The organism is Streptomyces sp. NPDC046831, from assembly GCF_040645305.1.
Taxonomy (GTDB): Bacteria; Actinomycetota; Actinomycetes; order Streptomycetales; family Streptomycetaceae; genus Streptomyces.
In genome coordinates this window covers 24,814-49,529 of record NZ_JBEYXZ010000045.1, presented here as the reverse complement: position 1 = coordinate 49,529, position 24,716 = coordinate 24,814, and the positions used below count along the sequence as shown (strand labels likewise).

At 72.5% G+C, this 24,716-nt stretch carries 12 protein-coding genes, 1 tRNA gene and 1 rRNA gene; 11 read left to right on the top strand and 3 right to left on the bottom strand.

All coding sequences use genetic code 11. The features are described from left to right. Together rrf and ABZ920_RS27790 are read left to right on the top strand one after the other, a co-directional pair. A 5S ribosomal RNA gene (gene rrf / locus ABZ920_RS27795) occupies positions 1-88 on the top strand; the annotation flags it as partial. A 261-nt stretch (positions 89-349) separates the two neighbouring features. Further along, a tRNA-Thr gene (locus tag ABZ920_RS27790) sits at positions 350-422 on the top strand. Positions 423-472: 50 nt separating this feature from the next. Here the strand turns inward: ABZ920_RS27790 and ABZ920_RS27785 are convergent. Further along, positions 473-3,229, bottom strand: a complete 2,757-nt coding sequence (locus tag ABZ920_RS27785; RefSeq protein WP_361510608.1) for a SpoIIE family protein phosphatase — start codon at positions 3,227-3,229, stop codon at positions 473-475. 373 nt (positions 3,230-3,602) lie between these two features. On the opposite strand from ABZ920_RS27785, the gene ABZ920_RS27780 reads away from it, so the two are divergent. The 9 genes from ABZ920_RS27780 (at position 3,603) to ABZ920_RS27740 (ending at position 18,502) form a co-directional block, all read left to right on the top strand. Then, the gene (locus ABZ920_RS27780) at positions 3,603-9,104 is read left to right on the top strand and encodes a HAMP domain-containing protein (protein ID WP_361510605.1); all 5,502 of its coding nucleotides are present in this window, start codon (positions 3,603-3,605) and stop codon (positions 9,102-9,104) included. A gap of 467 nt (positions 9,105-9,571) precedes the next feature. Further along, positions 9,572-10,255, top strand: coding sequence for a response regulator (locus tag ABZ920_RS27775; protein ID WP_361510602.1), 684 nt, complete (start codon positions 9,572-9,574; stop codon positions 10,253-10,255). Positions 10,256-10,454: 199 nt separating this feature from the next. Next, complete coding sequence (locus ABZ920_RS27770) at positions 10,455-13,268, top strand: DNA translocase FtsK (protein WP_361510599.1); 2,814 nt, start codon at positions 10,455-10,457, stop codon at positions 13,266-13,268. A gap of 290 nt (positions 13,269-13,558) precedes the next feature. After that, the gene (locus ABZ920_RS27765; RefSeq protein ID WP_361510596.1) at positions 13,559-14,392 is read left to right on the top strand and encodes a RodZ domain-containing protein; all 834 of its coding nucleotides are present in this window, start codon (positions 13,559-13,561) and stop codon (positions 14,390-14,392) included. Between the two features lie 91 nt (positions 14,393-14,483). Then, complete coding sequence (gene rimO / locus ABZ920_RS27760) at positions 14,484-15,956, top strand: 30S ribosomal protein S12 methylthiotransferase RimO (RefSeq protein ID WP_361510593.1); 1,473 nt, start codon at positions 14,484-14,486, stop codon at positions 15,954-15,956. Next, positions 15,953-16,783 carry a CDP-diacylglycerol--glycerol-3-phosphate 3-phosphatidyltransferase gene (gene pgsA / locus ABZ920_RS27755; protein ID WP_361510590.1) on the top strand — a complete coding sequence of 277 codons (831 nt, stop codon included), beginning with the start codon at positions 15,953-15,955 and terminating at the stop codon, positions 16,781-16,783. Before rimO ends, pgsA begins: the two co-directional genes overlap by 4 nt. Before the next feature lie 2 nt (positions 16,784-16,785). Then, on the top strand, positions 16,786-17,331 hold the full coding sequence (locus ABZ920_RS27750; protein ID WP_361510587.1) for a CinA family protein: 546 nt from the start codon (positions 16,786-16,788) through the stop codon (positions 17,329-17,331). A 109-nt stretch (positions 17,332-17,440) separates the two neighbouring features. Then, positions 17,441-17,815 (top strand): helix-turn-helix transcriptional regulator, encoded by a 375-nt coding sequence (locus ABZ920_RS27745; RefSeq protein WP_361510584.1) that lies wholly within the window; start codon positions 17,441-17,443, stop codon positions 17,813-17,815. 321 nt (positions 17,816-18,136) lie between these two features. Further along, positions 18,137-18,502 carry a hypothetical protein gene (locus ABZ920_RS27740; RefSeq protein ID WP_361510581.1) on the top strand — a complete coding sequence of 122 codons (366 nt, stop codon included), beginning with the start codon at positions 18,137-18,139 and terminating at the stop codon, positions 18,500-18,502. Positions 18,503-18,646: 144 nt separating this feature from the next. Here the strand turns inward: ABZ920_RS27740 and ABZ920_RS27735 are convergent, their stop codons facing one another. Together ABZ920_RS27735 and ABZ920_RS27730 are read right to left on the bottom strand one after the other, a co-directional pair. After that, entirely contained in the window at positions 18,647-19,489 is an 843-nt protein-coding gene (locus ABZ920_RS27735; RefSeq protein ID WP_361510578.1) for a DNA-formamidopyrimidine glycosylase family protein, read from the bottom strand. Positions 19,490-19,644: 155 nt separating this feature from the next. After that, complete coding sequence (locus ABZ920_RS27730; protein ID WP_361510575.1) at positions 19,645-24,669, bottom strand: DEAD/DEAH box helicase; 5,025 nt, start codon at positions 24,667-24,669, stop codon at positions 19,645-19,647. Positions 24,670-24,716 lie beyond the last annotated feature (47 nt).

Here is a 24,716-nt window from a genome sequence, read left to right as displayed (position 1 = left end):
CGGTTACATTCCGAACCCGGAAGCTAAGCCTCACAGCGCCGATGGTACTGCAGGGGGGACCCTGTGGGAGAGTAGGACGCCGCCGAACAATTCTTCAAAAGGGTTGGACCCCGAACTTCGGTTCCGGGTCCAACCCTTTTTTGTTGCCCCGGTATGCGTACGGCCGCCGGCCGGCTCGGACGCCGCTGTGAACCTCCTGGTGGGTCGTCCCGGCCTGCCACGCCCGCGGGGGAGTGCTGCAGCGACGTCGGAAACGGCTCCGCGAAGCGGCCGGCGGTGGTTGGGAGCACGGCTGTGTTCGGGGTATGATCTATTCCGTTGCCGCGAGGGAAACCTCGTCGAGCGACCGGCCCCTATAGCTCAGTCGGCAGAGCGTCTCCATGGTAAGGAGAAGGTCAACGGTTCGATTCCGTTTGGGGGCTCTAGCAGAAAGGCCCCGCCCTTCCGGGCGGGGCCTTTCGCGTTCTTCCGCTCAGTCCTTCATGAGTTCCGGCACCCGCATCGCCAGGATCGCCATGTCGTCGGACGGCGCATCAGAGGCGAAGCGCTCCACGGCACGCATGATGCGGGCGGCCACGGCGCCGGCCGTCAGTCCGGTACAGGTGGTCAGGACGTCGGCCAGGCCGTCGTCGCCGAGCATCCTGGTGCCCTCGCGGCGTTCGGTGACGCCGTCCGTGACGCACAGCAGGACGTCCCCTGGGTCGAGTCTGACGGTCTGCTCGTACAACTCCAGGTCGTCCATGACGCCGAGGAGCGGCTGGGGCTCGGCGGCCGGTTCCACCGTGCCGTCCTGGCGCAGGCGCAGCGGCAGCGGGTGGCCGGCGCACACCACCTTCAGCAGTGCGCTGCCGTCCTCCTGCGGCCACAGCTCGCCGTACAGCAGGGTGAGGAAGCGGCTGCGGGCGCCCTCGTCGAGGATCGCGGCGTTCAGGCGCTGCAGGACCGCCGGGCCGCCGAAGCCCTCGCGGGCCAGGAGCCGCAGCGCGTGCCGGGCCAGGCCGGTGACCGCGGCCGCCTCCGGGCCCGTTCCGCAGACGTCGCCGATGGCGAAGCCGTACGCGCCGTCGCGGATGGGGAACAGGTCGTAGAAGTCGCCGCCGACCTCGTTGCCCTCGCCGGCCGCCCGGTAGATGACCTCGACCTCGACGCCGTCGATGTCGGGCAGGCCGGGGGGCAGGAGGCTGCGCTGGAGCGACTGGCTGATGGCCGTGCGCTCCGAGTACAGGCGGGCGTTGTCCAGGGCGAGCGCGGCGCGGCGGCTGAGGTCCTCGGCCAGTTCCAGGATCTCCTGGCGGAAGTGCTCGTCGGTGGGCTTGCCGAGGGTCAGCATGCCGATGACGCGGTTGCGGGCGACCAGCGGCAGGACCACCGTCTCGCCGCCGACCGCGGCGGCGGTGGCGAGGGTCGGGCCGATGGTCGTGCCGATCCGCTGGGGCGAGTCGCCGAGGCCGAGACTGCGCATGGACGTGCGCAGCGCAGCCTGGTGGGCCGCCTCGCCGGGAGCAGCCCAGACACGGGCGCCCGGGGTCGGTACCGGGTCCGGCGGCGGGATCCTCGACAGCAGGGCCTTGATGCCGTCGATCAGTTCCTCGTCCTCGTGCAGGACGTACGACAGGTACGGCTCGGACGCCTGGTCGGCGATGGTGTAGACGGCACACCACGTGGCCAGGGTCGGGACCGTCATCTGGGCCATCAGGGCGAGGGTCTGGTCGCGGTCGAGAGTGCCGGCCAGCAGGTCCGAGGCCTCGACCAGGAAGCTCAGGGAGCCGCGGCGCAGACGCTCCAGCTCGCCGAGACGCGCCGACTCGACGGCCAGGGCGATGCGGTCGGCGGCGAACTGCAGGCGCAGCGCCTCCTCGTTGGAGTACCGGCCGGGGGCCTCGGCGGCGACGCCGAGGGAGCCGGTGAGGCGGCCCTCCACCTTCAGCGGAACGGTGACGACCGAGCGCATCCCGGTGCCGTTGAGGAGGGGGACGGCGCCGTTGACGGCGGTGAGGTCGTCGTGGACGGCCGGCATGCGGGCGGAGCCGTAGCGGCCGGGGCCCGCCTCGACGGGGACCCGGGCGAAGCGCTGGCGGGCGGAGGGCAGGCCGGTGGAGGCGCGGACCTCCAGTTCCGTCTCGTCGTCGGTGGCCAGGAGGAGGAAGGCGGCGTCGCCGTCGAGCATGTCGCGGGCGCGTTCCACCGTGCGCTGGAGGAGGCCGTCGAGGTCGTCGGGGGGCGGGGAGCCGATGAAGACCTCGAAGGGGTCGCTGCCGGAGCCGTCGGCGGAGGCGCCCGCGTCGGAGGAGGCGGGGACACGCATCGGTGTCTGCAGGACGGCCCGTTCGTGGTCCCGGACGAGCAGGCAGACCGTGGAGGGCTCGCCGTCGGTGTCGCGGACGCGCAGGTGGGAGGCGTAGACGGGGATGACGCGGCCGTGGGCGCCGCGGATGCCGTAGCTGCCCTCCCAGCGGGAGAGCCGGAGCGCTTCGGCGATGCCGGTGCTGGTGCCCGGGGTGTGCGGCCAGGCCGCGAGGTCGGTGAGGGGCTTGCCCGTGACCTGTTCGGCGGGGTAGTCGAACAAGTTTTCGGCGTCCTCGTTCCAGGCCGTGATGGTGCCGCTCCGGTCGATCTGGACGACGGCGACCCGGACCCGGCCGTCGGCGACCGGCAGGAGAGCGGTGGGCAGGGCGGGGCCGGCGGCGCGGGCGCCGACCGGGCGCTCGGGCAGGTCGAGCTGGAACCAGACGCTCTTGTGGGTGGGCGTGTACTCCACGCCCCAGTGGCGGGCCAGTGCCGCGCACAGTTGCAGGCCGCGGCCGCCCTCGCTGTCGGGGCTGCCCATGTTGACCGCGGTGGACTGCACGGGGAGTTCGCGCTCCGGGTAGCGGTCGGACACCTCGATCCGTACGGCGTCGTCGCTGCGCAGGCAGGCCACCTCGGCGGCGGTGCCGGCGTGGACGACGGCGTTGGTGACCAGTTCGCTGGTGAGGACCACGGCGTCGTCGACGATGTCGCCGAACCCCCACCCCTGGAGGGTGTCGCGGACGAAGGACCGGGCGGTGGCGACCGATCGTCCGACGGGCTCGAAGCTGGCGGCCGCGCGCGCGGTGATCACAGAACTCCTCGTCCGGTTGTCGACGTGCTCGCCCGAGGGGCCGTCCGGGTCGTTGCGCTGCTCCGGCAGCTGCGGGCCCTTCGGCTGTGGCTCGGGGGTCTGCCCCCCGGCGATCACTCCGGTGGTCATGTGTGCGGCCGCCTCCGATGCCCGCTCGTTCCGTGCCACCGCCCAGGCCGGACGGACCGGCGCGGCTGGACAGCCCCGTGCAAGGTTACTTACCTTCGCCGTCCGTGCGGATGCCGGTCGCCAGTGTTTCCGCCCAGAGGTGTGCGGACGATGTGCGAAGCTGCCGAACTGTTATGGCCTGGTTCAGCAGGGGTGAAACACTGGGCAGGCTTCCGGTGACTAGCCGGGCAGGCTGAGTGAGCTCCGACGGCGGAGGGCAGCAGCCCTACGTGCGGTCCGACGGCACCGGCGGGCACGCGCGAAGCAACCGGTACGTCGAGCAGGATTACCGCCCAGCCAAGCAGTGACGGTCGAGCCCCGCGGGAGGGACACAGTGGAGTCTGGCGCAGCGACGCGTGGCACGAAGACGCGCGCGAAGGGCGGACAGTCCCTGAGCAACCAGCGGGTGGCGCGGAACGGGACCACCGTGGTCGACACGGCCTCGCTGAACCGTCTCCTGGCCGCTCTGGTGTCGATGCGCGACGGCAACTTCCGCAAGCGGCTGACGGTGTCCGGGGACGGAGTGCTGTCGGAGATCGCCGCGGTCTTCAACGAGGTGGCCGACCGCAATCTGCACCTGACGGGTGAACTGGCGCGGGTGCGCCGCGTGGTGGGCCGCGAGGGCAAGCTGACCGAGCGTCTGGAGACCGGCGCCTGTGAGGGGTCCTGGTCGGCCGCGGTCGACAACGCCAACGCGCTCGTGGACGACCTGGCGCGGCCCGTCTCCGAGGTGGGCCGGGTGCTCTCCGCGGTGGCCGAGGGTGATCTGTCGCCGCGGATGGAGCTGCGGACGCAGGCGCCGGAGGGCGCCGGGCATCCGCTGCGCGGGGAGTTCCTGAAGGTCGGGCGGACGGTGAACAACCTGGTCGACCAGCTGTCGACCTTCACCGACGAGGTCACGCGGGTGGCCAGTGAGGTGGGCACCGAGGGCAAGCTGGGCGGTCAGGCCCGGGTGCGCGGCATGTCGGGTTCGTGGAAGGACCTGACGGACTCGGTCAACACCATGGCCTACCGGCTGACCGCGCAGGTGCGGGACATCGCGCTGGTGACCACGGCGGTGGCCAAGGGCGATCTGTCGCGCAAGGTGACCGTGCACGTCGCCGGCGAGATGCTGGAGCTGAAGAACACCGTCAACACGATGGTCGACCAGCTGTCCGCGTTCTCCTCGGAGGTGACGCGGGTCGCCCGTGAGGTGGGTACCGACGGCATCCTCGGCGGCCAGGCGCACGTGCCGGGCGTGGCGGGCACCTGGAAGGAGCTCACCGACTCGGTGAACCTGATGGCGGGCAACCTGACCGCCCAGGTGCGCGGGATCGCGCAGGTCACCACCGCCGTCGCCAACGGTGACCTGTCGCAGAAGGTGACGGTGCCGGCGCGCGGCGAGGTCGCGCAGCTCGCCGAGACGATCAACCAGATGACCGAGACGCTGCGGATCTTCGCGGACGAGGTCACGCGCGTGGCCAACGAGGTCGGCGCCGAGGGCCGGCTGGGCGGGCAGGCGAACGTGCCGGGCGCGGCGGGGACGTGGAAGGACCTGACGGACTCCGTCAACACGGTCTTCCGGAACCTCACCACGCAGGTGCGGGACATCGCCGCGGTGACGACGGCCGTGGCCAACGGTGATCTGTCGCAGAAGGTCACGGTGGACGTGGCCGGCGAGATGCTGGAGCTGAAGAACACCGTCAACGGCATGGTGGACCAGCTGTCGTCGTTCGGTGCCGAGGTCACGCGCGTGGCGCGGGAGATCGGCGTCGAGGGTGAGCTGGGCGGGCAGGCGCAGGTGGCGGGCGCGGCGGGGACGTGGAAGGACCTGACGGACTCCGTCAACACGGCGTTCCGCAACCTCACCGGTCAGGTGCGCAACATCGCGCAGGTGACGACGGCCGTGGCCAACGGCGACCTGTCGCAGAAGGTCACGGTGGACGTCTCCGGCGAGATGCTCCAGCTGAAGAACACCGTGAACACGATGGTGGACCAGCTGTCGTCCTTCGCCGACCAGGTCACCCGGATGGCACGGGACGTGGGCACCGAGGGCCGGCTGGGCGGTCAGGCCCGCGTGGACGGTGTGTCGGGCACGTGGAAGGAGCTCACGGACTCCGTCAACTTCATGGCGGGCAACCTGACCTCGCAGGTGCGGCAGATCGCCCAGGTGACGACGGCGGTGGCCCGCGGCGACCTCTCGCAGAAGATCGACGTCGACGCCCGCGGTGAGATCCTCGAGCTGAAGAACACCATCAACACGATGGTGGACCAGCTGTCCGCCTTCGCCGACCAGGTCACGCGGGTGGCCCGCGAGGTGGGCACGGAGGGCCGGCTGGGCGGTCAGGCGCAGGTGCCCGGCGTCGCCGGTGTGTGGCGGGACCTGACCGACTCGGTGAACGGCATGGCGGGCAACCTGACCGCGCAGGTCCGCAACATCGCCCAGGTCGCCACCGCCGTCGCCCGCGGTGACCTCTCCCAGAAGATCACCGTGGACGCGCGCGGGGAGATCCTGGAGCTGAAGAACACGCTGAACACGATGGTGGACCAGCTGTCGTCGTTCGCCCAGGAGGTCACCCGGGTGGCCCGCGAGGTGGGCACGGAGGGCATCCTCGGCGGCCAGGCGGAGGTGCAGGGCGTCTCCGGCACCTGGAAGGACCTGACGCAGTCCGTCAACTTCATGGCGAACAACCTGACCATCCAGGTCCGCAACATCGCCGAGGTCACCACGGCGGTCGCCAAGGGCGACCTGTCGAAGAAGATCACCGTCGACGCCAAGGGTGAGATCCTCGAGCTGGTCACCACGGTGAACACGATGGTGGACCAGCTCTCGTCGTTCGCCGAGCAGGTCACCCGGGTCGCGCGCGAGGTGGGCACCGAGGGCATCCTCGGCGGGCAGGCGCACGTGCCCGGTGTCACGGGCATCTGGAAGGACCTCAGCGACAACGTCAACCTGATGGCCAACAACCTGACCATGCAGGTGCGCAACATCTCCCAGGTCGCGGCGGCGGTCGCCAACGGCGACCTGACGCGGACGGTGACGATCGAGGCGCGCGGTGAGGTGGCGCAGCTCGCCGACACCTTCAACACCATGGTGAAGACGCTGAGTTCCTTCGCCGACCAGGTCACCAAGGTGGCCCGTGAGGTGGGCACGGACGGCATCCTCGGCGGGCAGGCGTACGTCCCGGGCGTGGCGGGCACCTGGAAGGACCTCACCGAGTCGGTGAACCAGATGGCGTCCAACCTGACCGGTCAGGTGCGCAACATCGCCATGGTCACCACCGCCATCGCCAAGGGCGATCTGACCAAGAAGATCGACATCGACGCGCGCGGCGAGATCCTGGAGCTGAAGACCACGATCAACACGATGGTCGACCAGTTGTCCTCGTTCGCCGAGGAGGTCACGCGCGTGGCCCGCGAGGTGGGCACCGAGGGGCAGCTCGGCGGTCAGGCGCGGGTGCGGGACGTCGACGGCACCTGGCGGGACCTGACGGAGTCCGTGAACGAGATGGCCGGGAACCTGACCCGGCAGGTGCGCGCCATCGCGCGGGTGGCGACCGCGGTGACCCGCGGCGACCTGAACCTGAAGATCGACGTCGACGCGTCCGGCGAGATCCAGGAACTGCAGGACTACATCAACAAGATGATCGCCAACCTGCGCGACACCACGATCGCCAACAAGGAGCAGGACTGGCTCAAGGGCAACCTGGCCCGCATCTCCGCGCTGATGCAGGGCCGCCGCGACCTGGAGGACGTGGCCTCGCTGATCATGAGCGAACTGACCCCGGTGGTCTCCGCGCAGCACGGGGCGTTCTTCGTCGCGGTGCCGCTCGTCGACGGCCGGGACCTCGCCGCGGAGGGCGACGACCAGTACGAGCTGCGGATGCTCGGCTCGTACGGCTATTCGATGGGGTCGATGCCGACGTCGTTCCGGCCGGGTGAGGCGCTCATCGGCACCGCCGCCGAGGAGAAGCGCACGATCCTGGTCGAGAACGCGCCCACCGGCTACCTGAAGATCTCCTCCGGGCTCGGCGAGGCGCCGCCCGCGCAGGTGATCGTGCTGCCGGTGCTGTTCGAGGGCAAGGTGCTCGGCGTCATCGAACTGGCGTCGTTCACGCCGTTCACGCAGATCCAGAAGGACTTCCTGAACCAGATCGCGGAGATGATCGCCACCAGCGTCAACACGATCTCGGTCAACACCAAGACGGAGCAGCTGCTGAAGCAGTCGCAGGAGCTGACCGAGCAGCTGCGGCTGCGGTCGGAGGAGCTGGAGCAGCGGCAGAAGGCGCTGCAGGCCTCCAACGCCGAGCTGGAGGAGAAGGCCGAGCTGCTGGCCCAGCAGAACCGCGACATCGAGGCGAAGAACTCCGAGATCGAGGAGGCGCGGCAGGTCCTGGAGGAGCGCGCGGAGCAGCTCGCGGTGTCCATGCGCTACCGCAGCGAGTTCCTGGCGAACATGTCGCACGAGCTGCGCACGCCGCTGAACTCGCTGCTGATCCTGGCCAAGCTGCTCGCCGACAACGCCGAGGGCAACCTCTCGCCGAAGCAGGTGGAGTTCGCCGAGACGATCCACGGGGCGGGCTCGGACCTGCTGCAGCTGATCAACGACATCCTGGACCTGTCGAAGGTCGAGGCGGGGAAGATGGACGTCTCCCCGACGCGTATCGCGCTCGTCCAGCTCATCGACTACGTCGAGGCCACGTTCCGGCCGCTGACCGCGGAGAAGGGCCTGGACCTGTCGGTGCGGGTGTCGCCGGAGCTGCCCGCGACCCTGCACACCGACGAGCAGCGGCTGCTGCAGGTGCTGCGCAACCTGCTGTCCAACGCGGTGAAGTTCACCGACTCCGGGTCCGTGGAGCTGGTCATCCGGCCCGCCCGTGACGACGTCCCGCAGGCCATCCGGGAGCAGTTGCTGGAGGCCGGTTCGCTGACCGACCCGGACGCGCCGCTGATCGCCTTCTCGGTCACGGACACCGGCATCGGCATCGCGGCGAGCAAGATGCGGGTGATCTTCGAGGCGTTCAAGCAGGCCGACGGCACCACGAGCCGCAAGTACGGCGGCACGGGCCTCGGCCTGTCGATCTCGCGGGAGATCGCCCAGCTGCTCGGCGGTGAGATCCACGCACAGAGCGAGCCGGGGCGCGGCTCGACGTTCACGCTGTACCTGCCGCTGCACCCGGGGGAGCTGCCGCCGCAGGGCTACCAGCAGCCGGCGTCCTCGCTGGGCGCCGACGAGCTGGTCGCCGCAGCCGAGTCGGCGGGAGCCGACACGTCTGAGCTGTCCGCCGCGGAGATCGAGACCCCGGCCGAGGTGAAGTCGTACCAGGAGACCCAGAACGGTCCGGCCGCGCTCTTCCGGCGCCGCCGCAGGAGCCTGCCGCCGGCCGACCAGCGGCACGCGCAGCCGGGGCCGGCGGCGCGGGAGCCGTGGCCGGCCGGGGAGCAGGAGGCGGCGCCACGGGCGCACCGGGACGTCCGGTTCGGCGGTGCGAAGGTGCTGATCGTCGACGACGACATCCGCAACGTCTTCGCGCTGACCAGCGTGCTGGAGCAGCACGGCCTGTCGGTGCTGTACGCGGAGAACGGCCGTGAGGGCATCGAGGTCCTGGAGCAGCACGACGACGTGGCGGTCGTCCTGATGGACATCATGATGCCGGAGATGGACGGGTACGCCACGACCACGGCGATCCGGCGGATGCCGCAGTTCGCCGGGCTGCCGATCATCGCGCTGACCGCGAAGGCGATGAAGGGCGACCGGGAGAAGGCGATCGAGTCGGGTGCCTCCGACTACGTCACCAAGCCCGTCGACCCCGACCACCTGCTCACGGTGATGGAGCAGTGGACGCGGCAGGAGTGAGGCAGGTCCGAGGAGTGAGGCAGGTCTGAGGCAGGCGTCCGGTGGCGGGGCCCTCGACGGGGCTCCGGCCGGGGCGGCCGGCGGCCCGGTCCTGCCGGTGGTCCGGTCCCGCCGGCGCGTCCGTCGCGCCGCGCCGTGACGCCGGCGGCGGGCGGCCCGGCGGAGGCGGGGAGTGCCGGACACTCGTGTGCAGGTGCCGAGTGAATATGGCCGAGGCTGTGCGCAAGTACGGTACGAAGCCGTGTAGAAGCATGGGAATCGGGGAACTTTCTGGACTCCCGCTGCGTTTCCGCTACGTGCACAGTGACATCGCAGTGACAGGGTGTGGCGACGAGCGGGGTGCGGCTACGATGACCGGCACAAGGACGGGCGGCGCAAGGGAGTCGTCCGCCGGGGCGGCACCCGCGAGTGTCTTCCCGGTTCCTGCGGACAGGGGCGGCCCCAAGCCGGGGCGAGGAGGGCGGGCCATGGTGCAGAAGGCCAAGATCCTCCTGGTCGATGACCGGCCGGAGAATCTGTTGGCGCTGGAGGCCATCCTCTCTGCGCTGGATCAGACGCTGGTGCGGGCATCGTCCGGGGAGGAAGCGCTCAAAGCACTGCTCACGGACGACTTCGCGGTGATTCTGCTGGACGTCCAGATGCCGGGCATGGACGGATTCGAGACGGCCGCCCACATCAAGCGGCGGGAGCGGACCCGGGACATCCCGATCATCTTCCTCACCGCGATCAACCACGGCCCGCACCACACCTTCCGGGGCTACGCGGCGGGCGCGGTGGACTACATCTCCAAGCCGTTCGACCCGTGGGTGCTGCGCGCGAAGGTCTCGGTCTTCGTCGACCTGTACATGAAGAACTGCCAGCTCAAGGAGCAGGCGGCCCTGCTGCGGCTGCAGCTGGAGGGCGGCGGCAAGGGCGGCGTCGGCGAGGGCAAGGAGTCGGCCGGCCTGCTCGCCGAGCTGTCGGCCCGGCTGGCGGCCGTGGAGGAGCAGGCCGAGGCGCTGTCGAAGCAGCTGGACGACGAGTCGGCCGACGCGGCCGCGGTGGCCACGGCCGCGCACCTGGAACGCAAGCTCACCGGGCTGCGGCGGGCGCTGGACGCCCTCGAACCGGGAGCCGACAGCCCTTCCTCCTCGGTCTCCTCGCAGAACTGACGTCCCGCCGTCCCAGGTTGGCGCCCGCGCCGCGGACCCAGCGGCTGCCGGTGTCCTCATGACGACGCGTGATCCGGCCGGCCCGTGACGGGACGCGGGTGTAAGGCGCCGTCAGTTCGTGTCGCCGCACGGGCGACACGAACGGGTGAAGCATGGCGCACACGTGTCCACGGTGGTCCGCACCGGTAACCTCACACCCATGGCCTCACGTCCCTCCGCAGCCAAGAAGCCGCCCGCGAAGAAGGCGGTCGCTCCCGCGAAGGCTCCGGCGAAGAGGGCCGCTGCGAAGAAGGTCCCCGCCAGGAAGGCACCCGCCAGGAAGGCCGCGGTGAAGAGGCCCGCGCCCCGCCCGGCGCCCAGCCCGACCGGTGGCCTCTACCGACTCGTACGCGCCCTCTGGCTCGGCCTCGCGCACGCCGTCGGCGCCGTCTTCCGCGGCATAGGGCAGGGCGCGAGGAATCTCGACCCGGCGCACCGCAAGGACGGCGTCGCGCTGCTGTTGCTGGCCCTCGCCCTGATCGTGGCCGCCGGGACCTGGGCCGACCTGCGCGGCCCCGTCGGCGAACTGGTCGAGATCCTGGTGACCGGCGCCTTCGGGCGGCTCGACCTGCTCGCGCCGATCCTGCTCGGGGTGGTCGCCGTGCGCTTCATCCGGCACCCGGAGCAGCCCGAGGCCAACGGACGCATCGTCATCGGCCTGTCCGCCCTGGTGATCGGCGTGCTCGGGCAGGTCCACATCGCCTGCGGCTCGCCCGCCCGCAGCGACGGGATGCAGGCCATAAGGGACGCCGGCGGCCTCATCGGGTGGGGCGCGGCCACCCCGCTCACGTACGCCATGGGCGAGATCCTCGCCGTGCCGCTGCTGGTGCTGCTCACGGTCTTCGGCCTGCTGGTCGTCACCGCCACCCCGGTCAACGCGATCCCGCAGCGGCTGCGGCTGCTGGGGGTGAAGCTGGGCCTGCTGCCCGAGGCGGAGGGCGCACCGGCCGAATACGGCGAGTACGTCGAGGACGGCCCCTACGACGAGGGCTACGAGGACCAGTGGCGCGAGGCCCGGCCCGCGCGCCCCCGCAGGCGCCAGGGCGCCCCCCAGGCCTACGACCCCGACGGCGCGGAGCAGGAGGCCCTCTCCAAGCGCCGGGGCCGCCCGCGGCGTTCGGCGGTGCCGCAGCCCGAGATGGACCGGCGGATGGACGCCGTGGACGTCGCCGCGGCGGCCGCCGCCGCGCTCGACGGGGCCGTTCTGCACGGCATGCCGCCGTCGCCGGTCGTCGCCGACCTCACCCAGGGCGTGAGCGCGGGCGACCGCGCGGAGACGGCTGCCACGCCCGTCCCCGCCGCCCGCCCCGACCAGGAGGGCCCGGCGGCGCCGCCCGCGGCGGACGCCGCCCCGCCGGCCCGCCCCCGGAGCGACACCGCCCCGGCGCCCGTCCCCCCGTCCGGCAGGACGGTGAACGGCGTCCCCGACCTCACCAAGGAGCCGCCGGCCGAGCCCCGCGAGCTGCCGGCGCGCGCCGAGCAGCTCCAGCTGTCCGGCGACATCACCTACGCGCTGCCCTCACTGGACCTGCTCGAAAGGGGCGGCCCCGGCAAGGCCCGCAGCGCCGCCAACGACGCGATCGTCGAAGCGCTCACCACCGTCTTCACCGAGTTCAAGGTCGACGCCCGGGTCACCGGCTTCACCCGGGGCCCGACGGTCACGCGGTACGAGGTGGCCCTCGGCCCCGCCGTGAAGGTGGAGCGGATCACCGCGCTGACGAAGAACATCGCGTACGCCGTCGCCAGCCCGGACGTGCGGATCATCAGCCCGATCCCCGGCAAGTCCGCGGTCGGCATCGAGATCCCGAACACCGACCGGGAGATGGTCAACCTCGGCGACGTGCTGCGCCTCGCGCAGTCCGCGGAGGACGACGACCCGATGCTCGTCGCGTTCGGAAAGGACGTCGAGGGCGGCTACGTCATGCACTCGCTGGCGAAGATGCCGCACATGCTGGTCGCCGGCGCCACCGGTTCCGGCAAGTCGTCGTGCATCAACTGCCTGATCACCTCGATCATGATGCGGGCCACGCCCGAGGACGTCCGGATGATCCTGGTCGACCCCAAGCGTGTGGAGCTCACCGCCTACGAGGGCATCCCGCACCTGATCACGCCGATCATCACCAACCCCAAGCGGGCCGCCGAGGCGCTGCAGTGGGTGGTGCGGGAGATGGACCTCAGGTACGACGACCTGGCGGCCTACGGCTACCGGCACATCGACGACTTCAACCGCGCGGTGCGCGAGGGCAAGGTCAGGCCGCCGGAGGGCAGCGAGCGCGAGCTGCAGCCCTACCCGTACCTGCTGGTGATCGTCGACGAGCTCGCCGACCTGATGATGGTCGCCCCGCGCGACGTCGAGGACGCGATCGTGCGCATCACCCAGCTCGCGCGCGCGGCGGGCATCCACCTGGTCCTCGCCACGCAGCGGCCCTCGGTCGACGTCGTCACCGGCCTGATCAAGGCCAACGTGCCCTCCCGGCTCGCCTTCGCCACCTCCTCGCTCGCCGACTCGCGGGTCATCCTGGACCAGCCCGGCGCCGAGAAGCTGATCGGCAAGGGCGACGGCCTGTTCCTGCCGATGGGCGCGAACAAGCCGGTGCGCATGCAGGGCGCGTTCGTGACCGAGGACGAGGTCGCGGCCGTCGTCAGGCACTGCAAGGACCAGATGACGCCGGTCTTCCGCGAGGACGTCGTCGTCGGCAGCAAGCAGAAGAAGGAGATCGACGAGGACATCGGCGACGACCTCGACCTGCTGTGCCAGGCGGCCGAGCTGGTCGTCTCCACGCAGTTCGGGTCGACGTCCATGCTCCAGCGCAAGCTGCGGGTGGGCTTCGCCAAGGCCGGCCGGCTGATGGACCTCATGGAGTCGCGCGGCATCGTCGGCCCCAGCGAGGGGTCCAAGGCGCGTGACGTCCTCGTGAAGCCCGACGACCTGGCCGGCGTGCTCGCCGTGTTGCGAGGGGAGTCGGAGGGGTAGCAGTACGGGGAGGGGACACGCCCGTTCGGCGGATTGTCTTACTGCGGGCGGGTGGGTGGACCGTGATCCACCCGTTAGCGAACGGCGGGCAACCGTTTCCCTTGGGCATACGTCAAGTTGAGCGAAAGGTCGGAAGCCGGTCCCACCATGGGTTTCGGCCCCGGCCGGCCGTCGGTCTGCCCGGCCATTCCGACGGCGTACAAAGTCCTACCGCCGGGTCGCTCCACCCTTTGCCACCCCCCTAGACTGAACGTCCAGCACAGGCGGCTACACGCTCGAAAGGCGCCCCCGTGTCCATCGGCAACTCCCCTGAAGACGAGCGTCCGTTCGAAGACGTTCCCCAGGAAGCCCGCCCCTCCATCGGCCGCGCCCTGCGGCAGGCGCGCATCGCCGCCGGGCTGACCGTCGACGACGTCAGCAGTGCCACTCGGGTCCGCATCGCCATCGTGCACGCCATCGAGGCCGACGACTTCGCCCCCTGCGGCGGGGACGTCTACGCCCGCGGGCACATCCGGACCCTGGCGCGAGCCGTCCACCTCGATCCGGCCCCGCTGCTCGAACAGTACGACGCCGAGCACGGCGGGCGCCCCGCCCCCACCCCCGCCGCCCCGATGTTCGAGGCGGAGCGCATCCGCCCCGAACGGCGCGGGCCCAACTGGACCGCGGCCATGGTCGCAGCGATCGTCGCCGTGGTCGGCTTCGTCGGCTTCACGGCCTTCAAGGGCGGCGACGACGGCCGTACCCAGGTCGCCGAGGACGCCGCGCCGACGAGCGCCAAGCCGGCCTCGCCGACGCCCGGCAGCAGCAAGCCCACCGACCAGAAGCCCGAGCCGTCCGACAGCGCCATCGCCGCCGCCCCGCAGGACAAGGTGACCGTCCAGGTCAGCGCGCCCGACGGGCAGAGCTGGATCTCGGCCAAGGACCACAACGGCCGGGTGCTGTTCGACGGGCTGCTGAAGAAGGGCGAGTCCAAGACCTTCCAGGACAGCGACAAGGTCAACCTGATCCTCGGCGACGCCGGCGCGATCCAGCTGTACGTCAACGGCAAGAAGATCGAGGACCAGTTCCAGCCCGGCTCCGTGGAACGCCTCACGTACACCAAGGGCGACCCGCAGGTCGGATAACCGTTCCCAGCAGGCACGCAGCGACGGGGTTGGCCGTGTTCGGCCAACCCCGTCGACGTGGGCCGTCGCCGGGACAAAGTAGTCTGAGCCCATGCCTGAACGCCGTACCGTCGCACTGGTCACTCTCGGCTGCGCCCGTAACGAGGTGGACTCGGAGGAGCTCGCAGGCCGTTTGGAGGCGGACGGCTGGCAGCTCGTGGAGGACGCCGCGGACGCGGACGTCGCCGTCGTCAACACCTGCGGCTTCGTGGAAGCCGCCAAGAAGGACTCCGTCGACGCCCTGCTGGAGGCGAACGACCTCAAGGAGCACGGCAGGACGCAGGCCGTCGTCGCCGTCGGCTGCATGGCCGAGCGCTACGGCAAGGAGCTGGCCGAGGCCCTCCCCGAGGCCGACGGCGTGCTCGGCTTCGACGACTACACCGACATCTCCGACCGCCTGCAGACGATCCTCAGCGGCGGCATCCACGCCTCGCACACGCCGCGCGACCGGCGCAAGCTGCTGCCGATCAGCCCCGCCGAGCGGCAGGCCGCCACCGACGTGGCCCTGCCCGGACACGGCGCCCCGGCGGACCTGCCCGAGGGCGTGGCCCCCCGGTCCGGACCCCGCGCGCCGCTGCGCCGCCGCCTGGACGGCTCCCCGGTCGCCTCGGTCAAGCTGGCCTCCGGCTGCGACCGGCGCTGCTCGTTCTGCGCCATCCCGTCCTTCCGCGGCTCCTTCATCTCCCGCCGTCCGAGTGACGTGCTGAACGAGACGCGGTGGCTGGCCGAGCAGGGTGTGAAGGAGATCATGCTGGTCTCCGAGAACAACACCTCCTACGGCAAGGACCTGGGCGACATCCGCCTGCTGGAGTCCCTGCTGCCCGAGCTCGCCGGCATCGACGGCATCGAGCGGGTCCGCGTCAGCTACCTCCAGCCGGCCGAGATGCGGCCGGGCCTGATCGACGTGCTGACCTCCACCCCCAAGGTGGCGCCGTACTTCGACCTGTCCTTCCAGCACTCCGCGCCCGGCGTGCTGCGCGCCATGCGCCGGTTCGGGGACACCGACCGCTTCCTCGAACTGCTGGACACCATCCGCACCAAGGCGCCCCAGGCCGGCGTGCGCTCCAACTTCATCGTCGGCTTCCCCGGCGAGAGCGAGGCCGACCTGGCCGAGCTGGAGCGCTTCCTGAACGGCGCGCGGCTGGACGCCGTCGGCGTCTTCGGCTACTCCGACGAGGAGGGCACCGAGGCGGCGACCTACGACGGCAAGCTCGACGAGGACGTCGTCGCCGAGCGTCTGGCCCGGGTGTCCCGGCTGGCCGAGGAGCTCGTCTCGCAGCGGGCCGAGGAGCGCGTCGGCGAGACCGTGCGGGTCCTCGTCGAGTCCGTCGACGACGAGGACGGCGTCCACGGCCGTGCGGCGCACCAGGCCCCGGAGACGGACGGCCAGGTGCTCCTCACGAGCGGCGAGGGCCTCCGCGTGGGCCGTATGGTCGAGGCGAAGGTGGTCGGTACGGAAGGCGTCGACCTGGTGGCCGAGCCGCTGCCGGGCGCGCCCGCGTGGAGCGAGGAGGCGGGCAGATGACCGGAGTCCCGGCATCCGCGGCAGGCGGCTCCTCCGGCGCGCACGGGGCGCCCGCGGGGGCGGCCTCGGGCCGTGCGGACGCGGGCGGGACCTCCGGTCGCGGTTCCGGCGCGGTCTCCGGGGCCGCGGGCGCCGCCGTACCGGGCGCCGCGGAAGCCGTCCGGACGCCGGGCGGTGCCGCGTCCGACGGGCAGGGCGGGGCCAGGCCGCCGCGCGGCGGGAAGATCGCGGCCGCGGCCGTCAACCAGGCCAGCGTCTGGAACGTCGCCAATCTGCTGACGATGCTGCGGCTGCTCCTGGTGCCCGGCTTCGTGATGCTGATGCTGGCCGACGGCGGGTACGACCCGGCGTGGCGCTCGTTCGCCTGGGCGGCCTTCGCCATCGCCATGATCACCGACCTGTTCGACGGCCACCTGGCGCGGACGTACAACCTGGTCACCGACTTCGGTAAGATCGCCGACCCGATCGCCGACAAGGCGATCATGGGAGCGGCGCTGATCTGTCTCTCCGGCCTGGGCGACCTGCCCTGGTGGGTGACCGCGGTGATCCTCGGCCGGGAGCTCGGGATCACGTTGCTGCGTTTCCTCGTCATCCGCTACGGCGTCATCCCCGCCAGCCGCGGCGGCAAGCTCAAGACGCTCACCCAGGGTGTGGCCGTCGGGATGTACGTGCTGGCGCTGACGGGCTGGCTGGCCACTTTGCGGTTCTGGGTGATGGCGGCGGCGGTCGTGCTGACCGTGGTGACGGGGCTGGACTATGTCAGACAGGCCATCGTGCTGCGCCGGCGGGGAATCGCCGAGCGCCGGGCGGCGTTGGAGGAGACGTAAGCGTGAGGTCGCCGGCCGCCGACGTCGTGAGGCTGCTCACGGGCAGGGGCGAGACCGTAGCCGTCGCCGAGTCGCTGACCGGCGGCCTGGTCGCGGCGGAGATCACCTCGGTCCCGGGGGCTTCCAGGGTCTTCCGGGGGTCGGTCACCGCCTACGCGACGGAACTCAAGCACCGTCTGCTGGGCGTCGACGCCACTCTGCTGGCGGAGCACGGAGCGGTGCATCCGCAGGTCGCGGCCCAGATGGCCGCCGGAGTGCGGCAGGCGCTGGGAACGGACTGGGGCATCGCGACCACGGGTGTGGCCGGCCCCGACCCCCAGGACGGACAGCCCGTCGGGACGGTCTTCGTGGCCGTGGACGGGCCCCGCACGGCGGACTTCGGCGCCGCTCACGGCGGGAAAACGACCTCGCTGCGGTTGAACGGCGATCGGGCGGAAATTCGTATGGAGACTGTACAGAGCGTGCTTGCACTGCTCATCGAGCAGATCGCGAGCGAACAGACCGGAAATGAGCGGGCACAGGATACGGAACGGAACGGGGGGTTCTGATGTTTGCAGCCCTGAGTGAACACGACATCGCTCCCCGCACGGCCGCGGCGCGAGGCGGTACGGTGGGGCGTGAAGGATGCGGCTACGCGGTCCGAGGAGGGAGCCACCGATGATTCTGCTCCGTCGCCTGCTGGGTGACGTGCTGCGTCGGCAGCGCCAACGCCAGGGCCGTACTCTGCGCGAAGTCTCCTCGTCCGCCCGAGTCTCGCTCGGCTATCTCTCCGAGGTGGAGCGGGGGCAGAAGGAGGCTTCCTCCGAGCTGCTCGCCGCCATCTGCGACGCGCTGGACGTACGGATGTCCGAGCTCATGCGGGAAGTGAGCGACGAGCTCGCCCTCGCGGAGCTGGCCCAGTCTGCTGCTGCCACCGAGCGCGTGCCCACGCCGGTTCGTCCGATGCTGGGTTCCGTGTCGGTGACCGGCGTGCCACCGGAACGGGTGACCATCAAGGCGCCCGCCGAAGCGGTGGACGTGGTCGCCGCGTGACCTTCGCGCACCTGTTGCGTGCGTGAGCCCACGAAGACGTCGTAAGGCCCCGGCCGGGGCTTCTCCGGAGAACACCCGGAGGAGAGCGGCCGGGGCCTTTCGTGTGCGCCGGGAGCCGTAGCCCTGCGCGGGGGCGGCGGCGGGTCCGTGCTGCCCGCTTCCTGGGCCCGTTTGCCGGTGGTGTTCCGTGCGGTCAAGGTGGAGGGCGGGTTGTCCTCGGGTGACCGGCGCCGGACGGTGCCGGTGGCGCCTCCCCGTGCCCCGGTGCGCCCTCCTGCGCGTGCGGGCGGCGTTCTAGCGTCGGGCTGGAGGTGGGTTGCGATGGCAGGGCCGGCAGGGCGCTGGGGAGTCCTTCTGGGAGTGGGAGCCGTGTGGTGGTGGTCCGTGCTGCGGCTCGCGCTGACGGACGAGGCGGGGGTGCTGGAGGGGGCGGTCGCCGCCGGAGGGTGGGGGCTCAGCCTGCTGCCCGTGCACTGCGTCCCCGAGAAGACGGCTTCAAGGGCCCTGTTCGGGGCGGGACGCCGGCGACGGACGGCCATGGGCCGGATGCCGGCTGCGGCGGATCCGCCGGCCGCCGGCCCCGGTGACGGCCACCGGCCGCCGGCGTCCGCGGACACGGGCGGTCCGCCGTCCGGGGCGGGCAGGGCGTCGCTGGGGCCCGGGGAGGGGGACGCCGGTCCGGGCTGAACGACGGCGCCTCGCCCAGGGCGGGGCGGCGCTGGGGCCCGGCGGCGGGGACGCCGGCCCGTCTGGAACGACCGGGCCTCGCCGAAGGCGGGACAGCGGGCCCGGGGAGGACGCGCGCGGACGGAGAGCGCCCGGCGCGGCCCGCTACGTGGTCGAGCGGTATCGGTCCCGCCACCGCTGCGGGGAGCCCGCTGCCGGAGCGGGGCCCGCCTGGCAGGTGGGGCACCAGTAGGTGGGGCGCTCCTGGGTGCCGTCGCCCTGGTCGGCCACGCGGACGGGCGTGTGGCAGCGCAGGCACGGGCGGGCCGCGCGGCCGTACACGAACAGGTCGGGCCGGCGCAGACCGGTGGTGTTGCGGACCGGGCGGTCGCGGTTGGCCTCCAGCACCTTCTGGGCGAGGCCGGGCAGCTTCGCGGCCCGGTCGGCGGGCAGGGCGCCGACGGGGAGCCACGGGGTGACCCCGAGCAGGAAGCAGAGCTCGCTCTTGTACACGTTCCCGATGCCGGCCAGGTTGCGCTGGTCGAGCAGGGCCTCGCCGAGGGCTCGGGCGGGGTCCGCCTGGAGGTTGGCCAGGGCGAGGTCGGGGTCCCAGTCCCGGCCGAGCAGGTCCGGGCCGAGGTGGCCGACGGCGCGGGACTCCTCGCCCGTGCGCAGCAGCTCCAGCACCTGCAGGCGGTAGCCGACGGCCGTGCGGTCGGCCGTGTCGAGGACGATCCGGATCTGGTGGGCCGGGCCGCCCTTCCAGTGTTCGCCGTTGCCGTACACCTTCCACGCGCCGTCCATCAGCAGGTGCGTGTGCAGGGTCACACCGCCCTCGATGCGGGTGAGCAGGTGCTTGCCGCGCGGGATGACGTTGAGGACCGTACGGCCGGACAGGTCGACCGTGGCGTACCGGGGCACCCGGAAGTCGCTGCGGGTCAGCACCTTGCCCGCGAGGGCTGCGTGCAGCCGCCGTGTGGCCTGCCAGACCGTGTCACCTTCAGGCATGGCTCAAGGGTGACACGGTCGGGTGACTTCCTGCGGTCCGCTCCAAGGCGGCACGACCGGGCGACATCATCCCGTGCCGCCGGGATCCCTGGCGTCCCGTGGCCGTTGCGGTCCGTCGCCGCCGTCCGGCCGGCGGCCGCCGGCCGTGTCCTCACTCATGCCCGCAGCCGCAGTCCGCGGGGCGTCGCGACGAAGCCCGCCTGTTCCAGCAGCGTGCCGATGGGCGACGTCAGCGCCGGGGCGCCGTTGACGCGTTCCACCGTCACCGTGCCGAGGGAGCCCGCGCGCGCGGCCGCCGCGAGCGCCTCGGCCGCCGCCTGCAGGCGTGGGTCGTGGTCGGCCGCGCCGTCCGGGTCGGTGGGCCAGGCCAGCACCGTCTTCCCACCGCGCTCCACGTACAGCGTCAGCTCGCCGTCGACCAGCACCACCAGGGAGCCCGCCTTGCGTCCCGGCTTGTGCCCGGCGCCCGTGGGCGGCTCGGGCCAGGACAGGGCGGCGCCGTAGGCGTTCGCGGGATCCGCCGCGGCGAGGACCACCGCCCGGGAGTCCGCGGAGGAGGAGGTGCGGGAGCGGGGGCGGCGGTCGGCGAAGCCGTGGCCGCCCCCGCCGTACCCGCCGCCGCCTCGGGGGCCGCCGGAGCCGGGCGCGTCGAAGTCGCGGGGCGAGACGTAGTCCCCCCGGGAGGTGGGAAGGTCGAGCGGCCAGTCGCCGGTCAGTCCCGTGTCGCCCCACGGGTCCACCCGGCCCGAGGCGTCGCCCGGGGCACCGTCCGTCTTCCCGAAGGCGGGCATCGGCGGGAAGCCGTCCGAGCCGCCGGGCGGCTGCGTGCCCGCCTGCCCGGCCGTCCCCGGGACGCCGTGGCCGTCGGCCGGGCCGAAGTCGTTGCCGAAACCGTCCTTCGGGTCCGGGCCCGGCAGGCTCTCGCCCCGCTCCCGGGCGTTGGCGATGGCGCGCAGCCGGTCGACCGCTCCGTCCATCGCGAACTGGGCGGCGCCCAGCCCCTCGACGACGTAGCCGCGCCGGGCCTGCCCGCTCTCCTCGAAGGCGGACAGCACCCGGTACACGGCCGAGAAGCCGCCCTCGACGCCCTCCGCGGACACCGCGCCCCGGGTCACCACGCCGTGCCGGTCCAGGAGCGTGCGGGCCAGGGCGTGCGCCCGCACCGTCGGGTCGGCCTCGAGCCCGGGCAGCAGCGACCAGCGTCCGGCGACGGTCGGCGGACCACTGCGCGACGCCGTGCGCGCCGCGGCCGTCAGCGAGCCGTAGCGCCCCCGCGGAACGGCCCTTCGGGCACGGTGCGCCGTGGAGCCCGCGGTGCGGCCCGAGCCCAGCAGGGAGCGCATCGGGGCGAGCGTGTCGTTGGTGAGCCGTCCGGACCAGGCCAGGTCCCACAGGGTGTCGGCCAGTTGAGGATCGGTCACCTCCGGGTGCGTGGTCGCGCGGACCCGGTCGGCGATCTGACGGAAGAACAGGCCGTATCCGCCGGAGAGCGCGTCGAGGACCGACTGGTGCAGCGCGGTCTGCTCCAGCGGGAGGGGCTGGGGCAGGAGCAGCGGGGCCGCGTCCGCCAGGTACAGCGAGACCCAGCCGTCCTTCCCGGGCAGCGGGCCGGCGCCGGCCCACACCACCTCGCCAGCGGCGGTGAGTTCGTCGAGCATGGCGGGGTGGTAGTCGGCGACGCGCGTCGGCAGGACCAGCTTCTCCAGCGCGGAGGCGGGCACGGACGCGCCCTGCAACTGCTCCACGGCACGCACCAGTCCGTCGATGCCGCGCAGACCGTGCCCCCTGCCGACGTGCTGCCACTGCGGCAGGAACTGGGCCAGGGCGGCCGGCGGCACCGGCTCCATCTCGTGCCGCAGCGCCGCCAGCGAACGGCGGCGCAGACGGCGCAGCACGGCCGCGTCGCACCACTCCTGGCCGCTGCCCGCCGGGTGGAACTCGCCCTGCACGATCCGGCCGTTCGCGGCGAGCCGCTGCAACGCGCCCTCCGTGACCGCCACTCCGAGGCCGAAGCGGGCCGCCGCCCAGGCCGACGTGAACGGGCCGTGCGTCCGCGCGTAGCGGGCCAGCAGGTCGCCGAGCGGATCCTTGACCGGTTCGGTGAACGCCTCCGGGACGCCCACCGGCAGCGCCGTGCCCAGCGCGTCGCGCAGCCGGCCCGCGTCCTCGATCGCGGCCCAGTGGTCGGCTCCGGCGACGCGGACCCGGATGACCCGGCGGGCGGCGGCCAGCTCCGCCGCCCACTGCGGCTCGGCGCCGCGCTCGGCCAGCTCGGCGTCCGTGAGCGGGCCCAGCACCCGCAGGACGTCCGCCACCCCCTCGACGTCCTTGACGCGGCGGTCCTCGGTCAGCCACTGGAGCTCCCGCTCCAGCTCGGCCAGGACGTCCGCGTCCAGCAGTTCGCGCAGTTCGGCCTGGCCCAGCAGCTCGGCCAGCAGCCGCGAGTCCAGGGACAGCGCGGCGGCGCGGCGCTCGGCGAGCGGGGAGTCGCCCTCGTACAGGAACTGGGCGACGTACCCGAAGAGCAGGGAGCGGGCGAAGGGGGACGGCTCCGGGGTGGTGACCTCCACCAGGCGCACCCTGCGGGACTCGATGTCCCCCATCAGCTCGACCAGGCCGGGCACGTCGAAGACGTCCTGGAGGCACTCGCGGACCGCCTCCAGCACGATCGGGAACGAACCGAACTCGCTCGCCACCTGCAGCAGCTGGGCGGCGCGCTGGCGCTGCTGCCACAGCGGGGTGCGCTTGCCGGGGTTGCGGCGCGGCAGCAGCAGCGCGCGGGCGGCGCACTCGCGGAAACGGGACGCGAACAGGGCCGAGCCGCCCACCTGGTCGGTGACGATCTGCTCGACCTCGCCCTTGTCGAAGGCGACGTCCGCCGCGCCGACGGGAGCCTGCTCGGGGCCGGCCGGCGTGTGCGGGGCGGTGTTTGACGTCGCCAGTTCCTGGTCCAGCAGGTCCAGGCCCATCAGGTCCGTGTCCGGCAGCCGCAGCACGATCCCGTCGTCGGCGTGCATCACCTGCGCGTCCATGCCGTACCGCTCGGACAGGCGGGCGCCGAGGGCCAGCGCCCACGGGGCGTGCACCTGCGCGCCGAAGGGGGAGTGGACCACGACCCGCCAGTCGCCCAGCTCGTCGCGGAAGCGCTCCACGACGATGGTGCGGTCGTCCGGGACGTGGCCGCAGGCCTGGCGCTGCTCGTCCAGGTACGACAGGACGTTGCCGACGGCCCACGCGTCGAGGCCCGCGGCCAGCAGACGCAGGCGCGCGTCGTCCCGGGGCAGGGAGCCCACCTCGCGCAGGAACGCGCCCACCGCGCGGCCCAGCTCCAGCGGGCGGCCCAGCTGGTCGCCCTTCCAGAAGGGCAGCCGCCCCGGAACGCCCGGCGCGGGCGAGACGAGGACCCGGTCGCGGGTGATGTCCTCGATGCGCCAGGAGCTCGTGCCCAGCGTGAAGACGTCGCCGATGCGGGACTCGTAGACCATCTCCTCGTCCAGCTCGCCGACGCGGCCGCCGCCCTTCTTGGGGTCGGAACCGGCGAGGAAGACGCCGAACAGGCCCCGGTCGGGGATCGTGCCCCCGGAGGTGACGGCGAGGCGCTGCGCGCCCGGGCGACCGGTGACCGTCCCGGCGACGCGGTCCCACACCACACGCGGACGCAGCTCCGCGAACGCGTCGGAGGGGTAGCGGCCCGCGAGCATGTCCAGCACCGCGGTGAACGCCGACTCCGGCAGGGAGGCGAACGGAGCCGCCCGGCGGACCATGGCGAGCAGGTCGTCGACCTGCCAGGTGTCCATCGCCGTCATCGCCACCAGCTGCTGGGCGAGGACGTCCAGCGGGTTGGCGGGGACCTTCAGGGACTCGATGGCACCCGTGCGCATCCGTTCGGTGACGACGGCCGCCTGCACCAGGTCGCCGCGGTACTTCGGGAAGACGACGCCGGTGGAGACGGCGCCGACCTGGTGTCCGGCGCGGCCGACGCGCTGGAGGCCGGAGGCCACGGACGGCGGGGACTCGACCTGCACGACCAGGTCGACCGCGCCCATGTCGATGCCGAGTTCCAGGCTGGACGTGGCGACCACCGCGGGCAGCCGGCCCGCCTTCAGGTCCTCCTCGACCAGGGCACGCTGCTCCTTGGACACCGAGCCGTGGTGGGCGCGGGCGATGACGGCGGGGGCGCCGTGCGCCGCGCCGGAGGCGCCCATCAGTTCGGCGGGGGAGTGGTGCTCGTCCAGGGACTCGCCGGTGGCCCGCTCGTAGGCGATCTCGTTGAGGCGGTTGCACAGGCGCTCGGCGAGGCGCCGGGAGTTGGCGAACACGATCGTCGAGCGGTGCGCCTGGACCAGGTCGGTGATGCGCTCCTCCACGTGCGGCCAGATGGACGGCCGCTCGGCGCCGTCGTTGCCGTCGGCGACCGGGGAGCCGCCGAGCCCGCCCAGGTCCTCGACCGGGACGACCACGGAGAGGTCGAACTCCTTGCCGGACTCGGGCTGGACGATCTCCACCTTGCGGTGCGGCGACAGGTAGCGCGCGATCTCGTCGACCGGGCGGACGGTCGCGGACAGGCCGATGCGGCGGGCCGGCCTCGGCAGCAGCTCGTCCAGCCGCTCCAGGGACAGCGCGAGGTGCGCGCCGCGCTTGGTGCCGGCGACGGCGTGCACCTCGTCGAGGATTACCGTCTCGATGCCGGTCAGCGCGTCGCGCGTGGCCGACGTGAGCATCAGGAACAGGGACTCGGGGGTGGTGATCAGGATGTCCGGCGGGCGGGTGGACAGGGCGCGGCGCTCGGCGGCCGGGGTGTCGCCCGAGCGGATGCCGACCTTGACCTCCGGCTCGGGCAGGCCCAGCCGGACCGATTCGTGCCGGATGCCGGTCAGGGGACTGCGGAGGTTGCGCTCCACGTCGACCGCGAGCGCCTTGAGCGGGGAGACGTACAGGACGCGGCAGCGCTTCTTCGGATCGGCGGGCGGCGGGGTGGAGGCGAGCTGGTCGAGGGCGGCGAGGAAGGCGGCCAGGGTCTTGCCGGAGCCGGTCGGGGCGACCACCAGCACGTCCGAGCCCTCGTTGATGGCCTGCCACGCGCCCGCCTGGGCGGCCGTGGGCGCGGAGAAGGCACCCGTGAACCAGCCGCGGGTCGCGGGGGAGAAGCCGTCGAGGGCCCGATGTCCGGAACTGACCATGCATCCATCGTGCACCTGCGGACTGACAATCTCGCTGACCTGGGACT

Coding starts and splice junctions, on each gene's coding strand:
- ABZ920_RS27785 (WP_361510608.1), bottom strand. CDS start 3,229: ATGACCACCGGAGTGATCGCCGGGGGGCAGACCCCCGAGCCACAGCCG.
- ABZ920_RS27775 (WP_361510602.1), top strand. CDS start 9,572: ATGGTGCAGAAGGCCAAGATCCTCCTGGTCGATGACCGGCCGGAGAAT.
- ABZ920_RS27770 (WP_361510599.1), top strand. CDS start 10,455: ATGGCCTCACGTCCCTCCGCAGCCAAGAAGCCGCCCGCGAAGAAGGCG.
- rimO (WP_361510593.1), top strand. CDS start 14,484: ATGCCTGAACGCCGTACCGTCGCACTGGTCACTCTCGGCTGCGCCCGT.
- pgsA (WP_361510590.1), top strand. CDS start 15,953: ATGACCGGAGTCCCGGCATCCGCGGCAGGCGGCTCCTCCGGCGCGCAC.
- ABZ920_RS27745 (WP_361510584.1), top strand. CDS start 17,441: ATGATTCTGCTCCGTCGCCTGCTGGGTGACGTGCTGCGTCGGCAGCGC.
- ABZ920_RS27740 (WP_361510581.1), top strand. CDS start 18,137: ATGGCAGGGCCGGCAGGGCGCTGGGGAGTCCTTCTGGGAGTGGGAGCC.
- ABZ920_RS27735 (WP_361510578.1), bottom strand. CDS start 19,489: ATGCCTGAAGGTGACACGGTCTGGCAGGCCACACGGCGGCTGCACGCA.
- ABZ920_RS27730 (WP_361510575.1), bottom strand. CDS start 24,669: ATGGTCAGTTCCGGACATCGGGCCCTCGACGGCTTCTCCCCCGCGACC.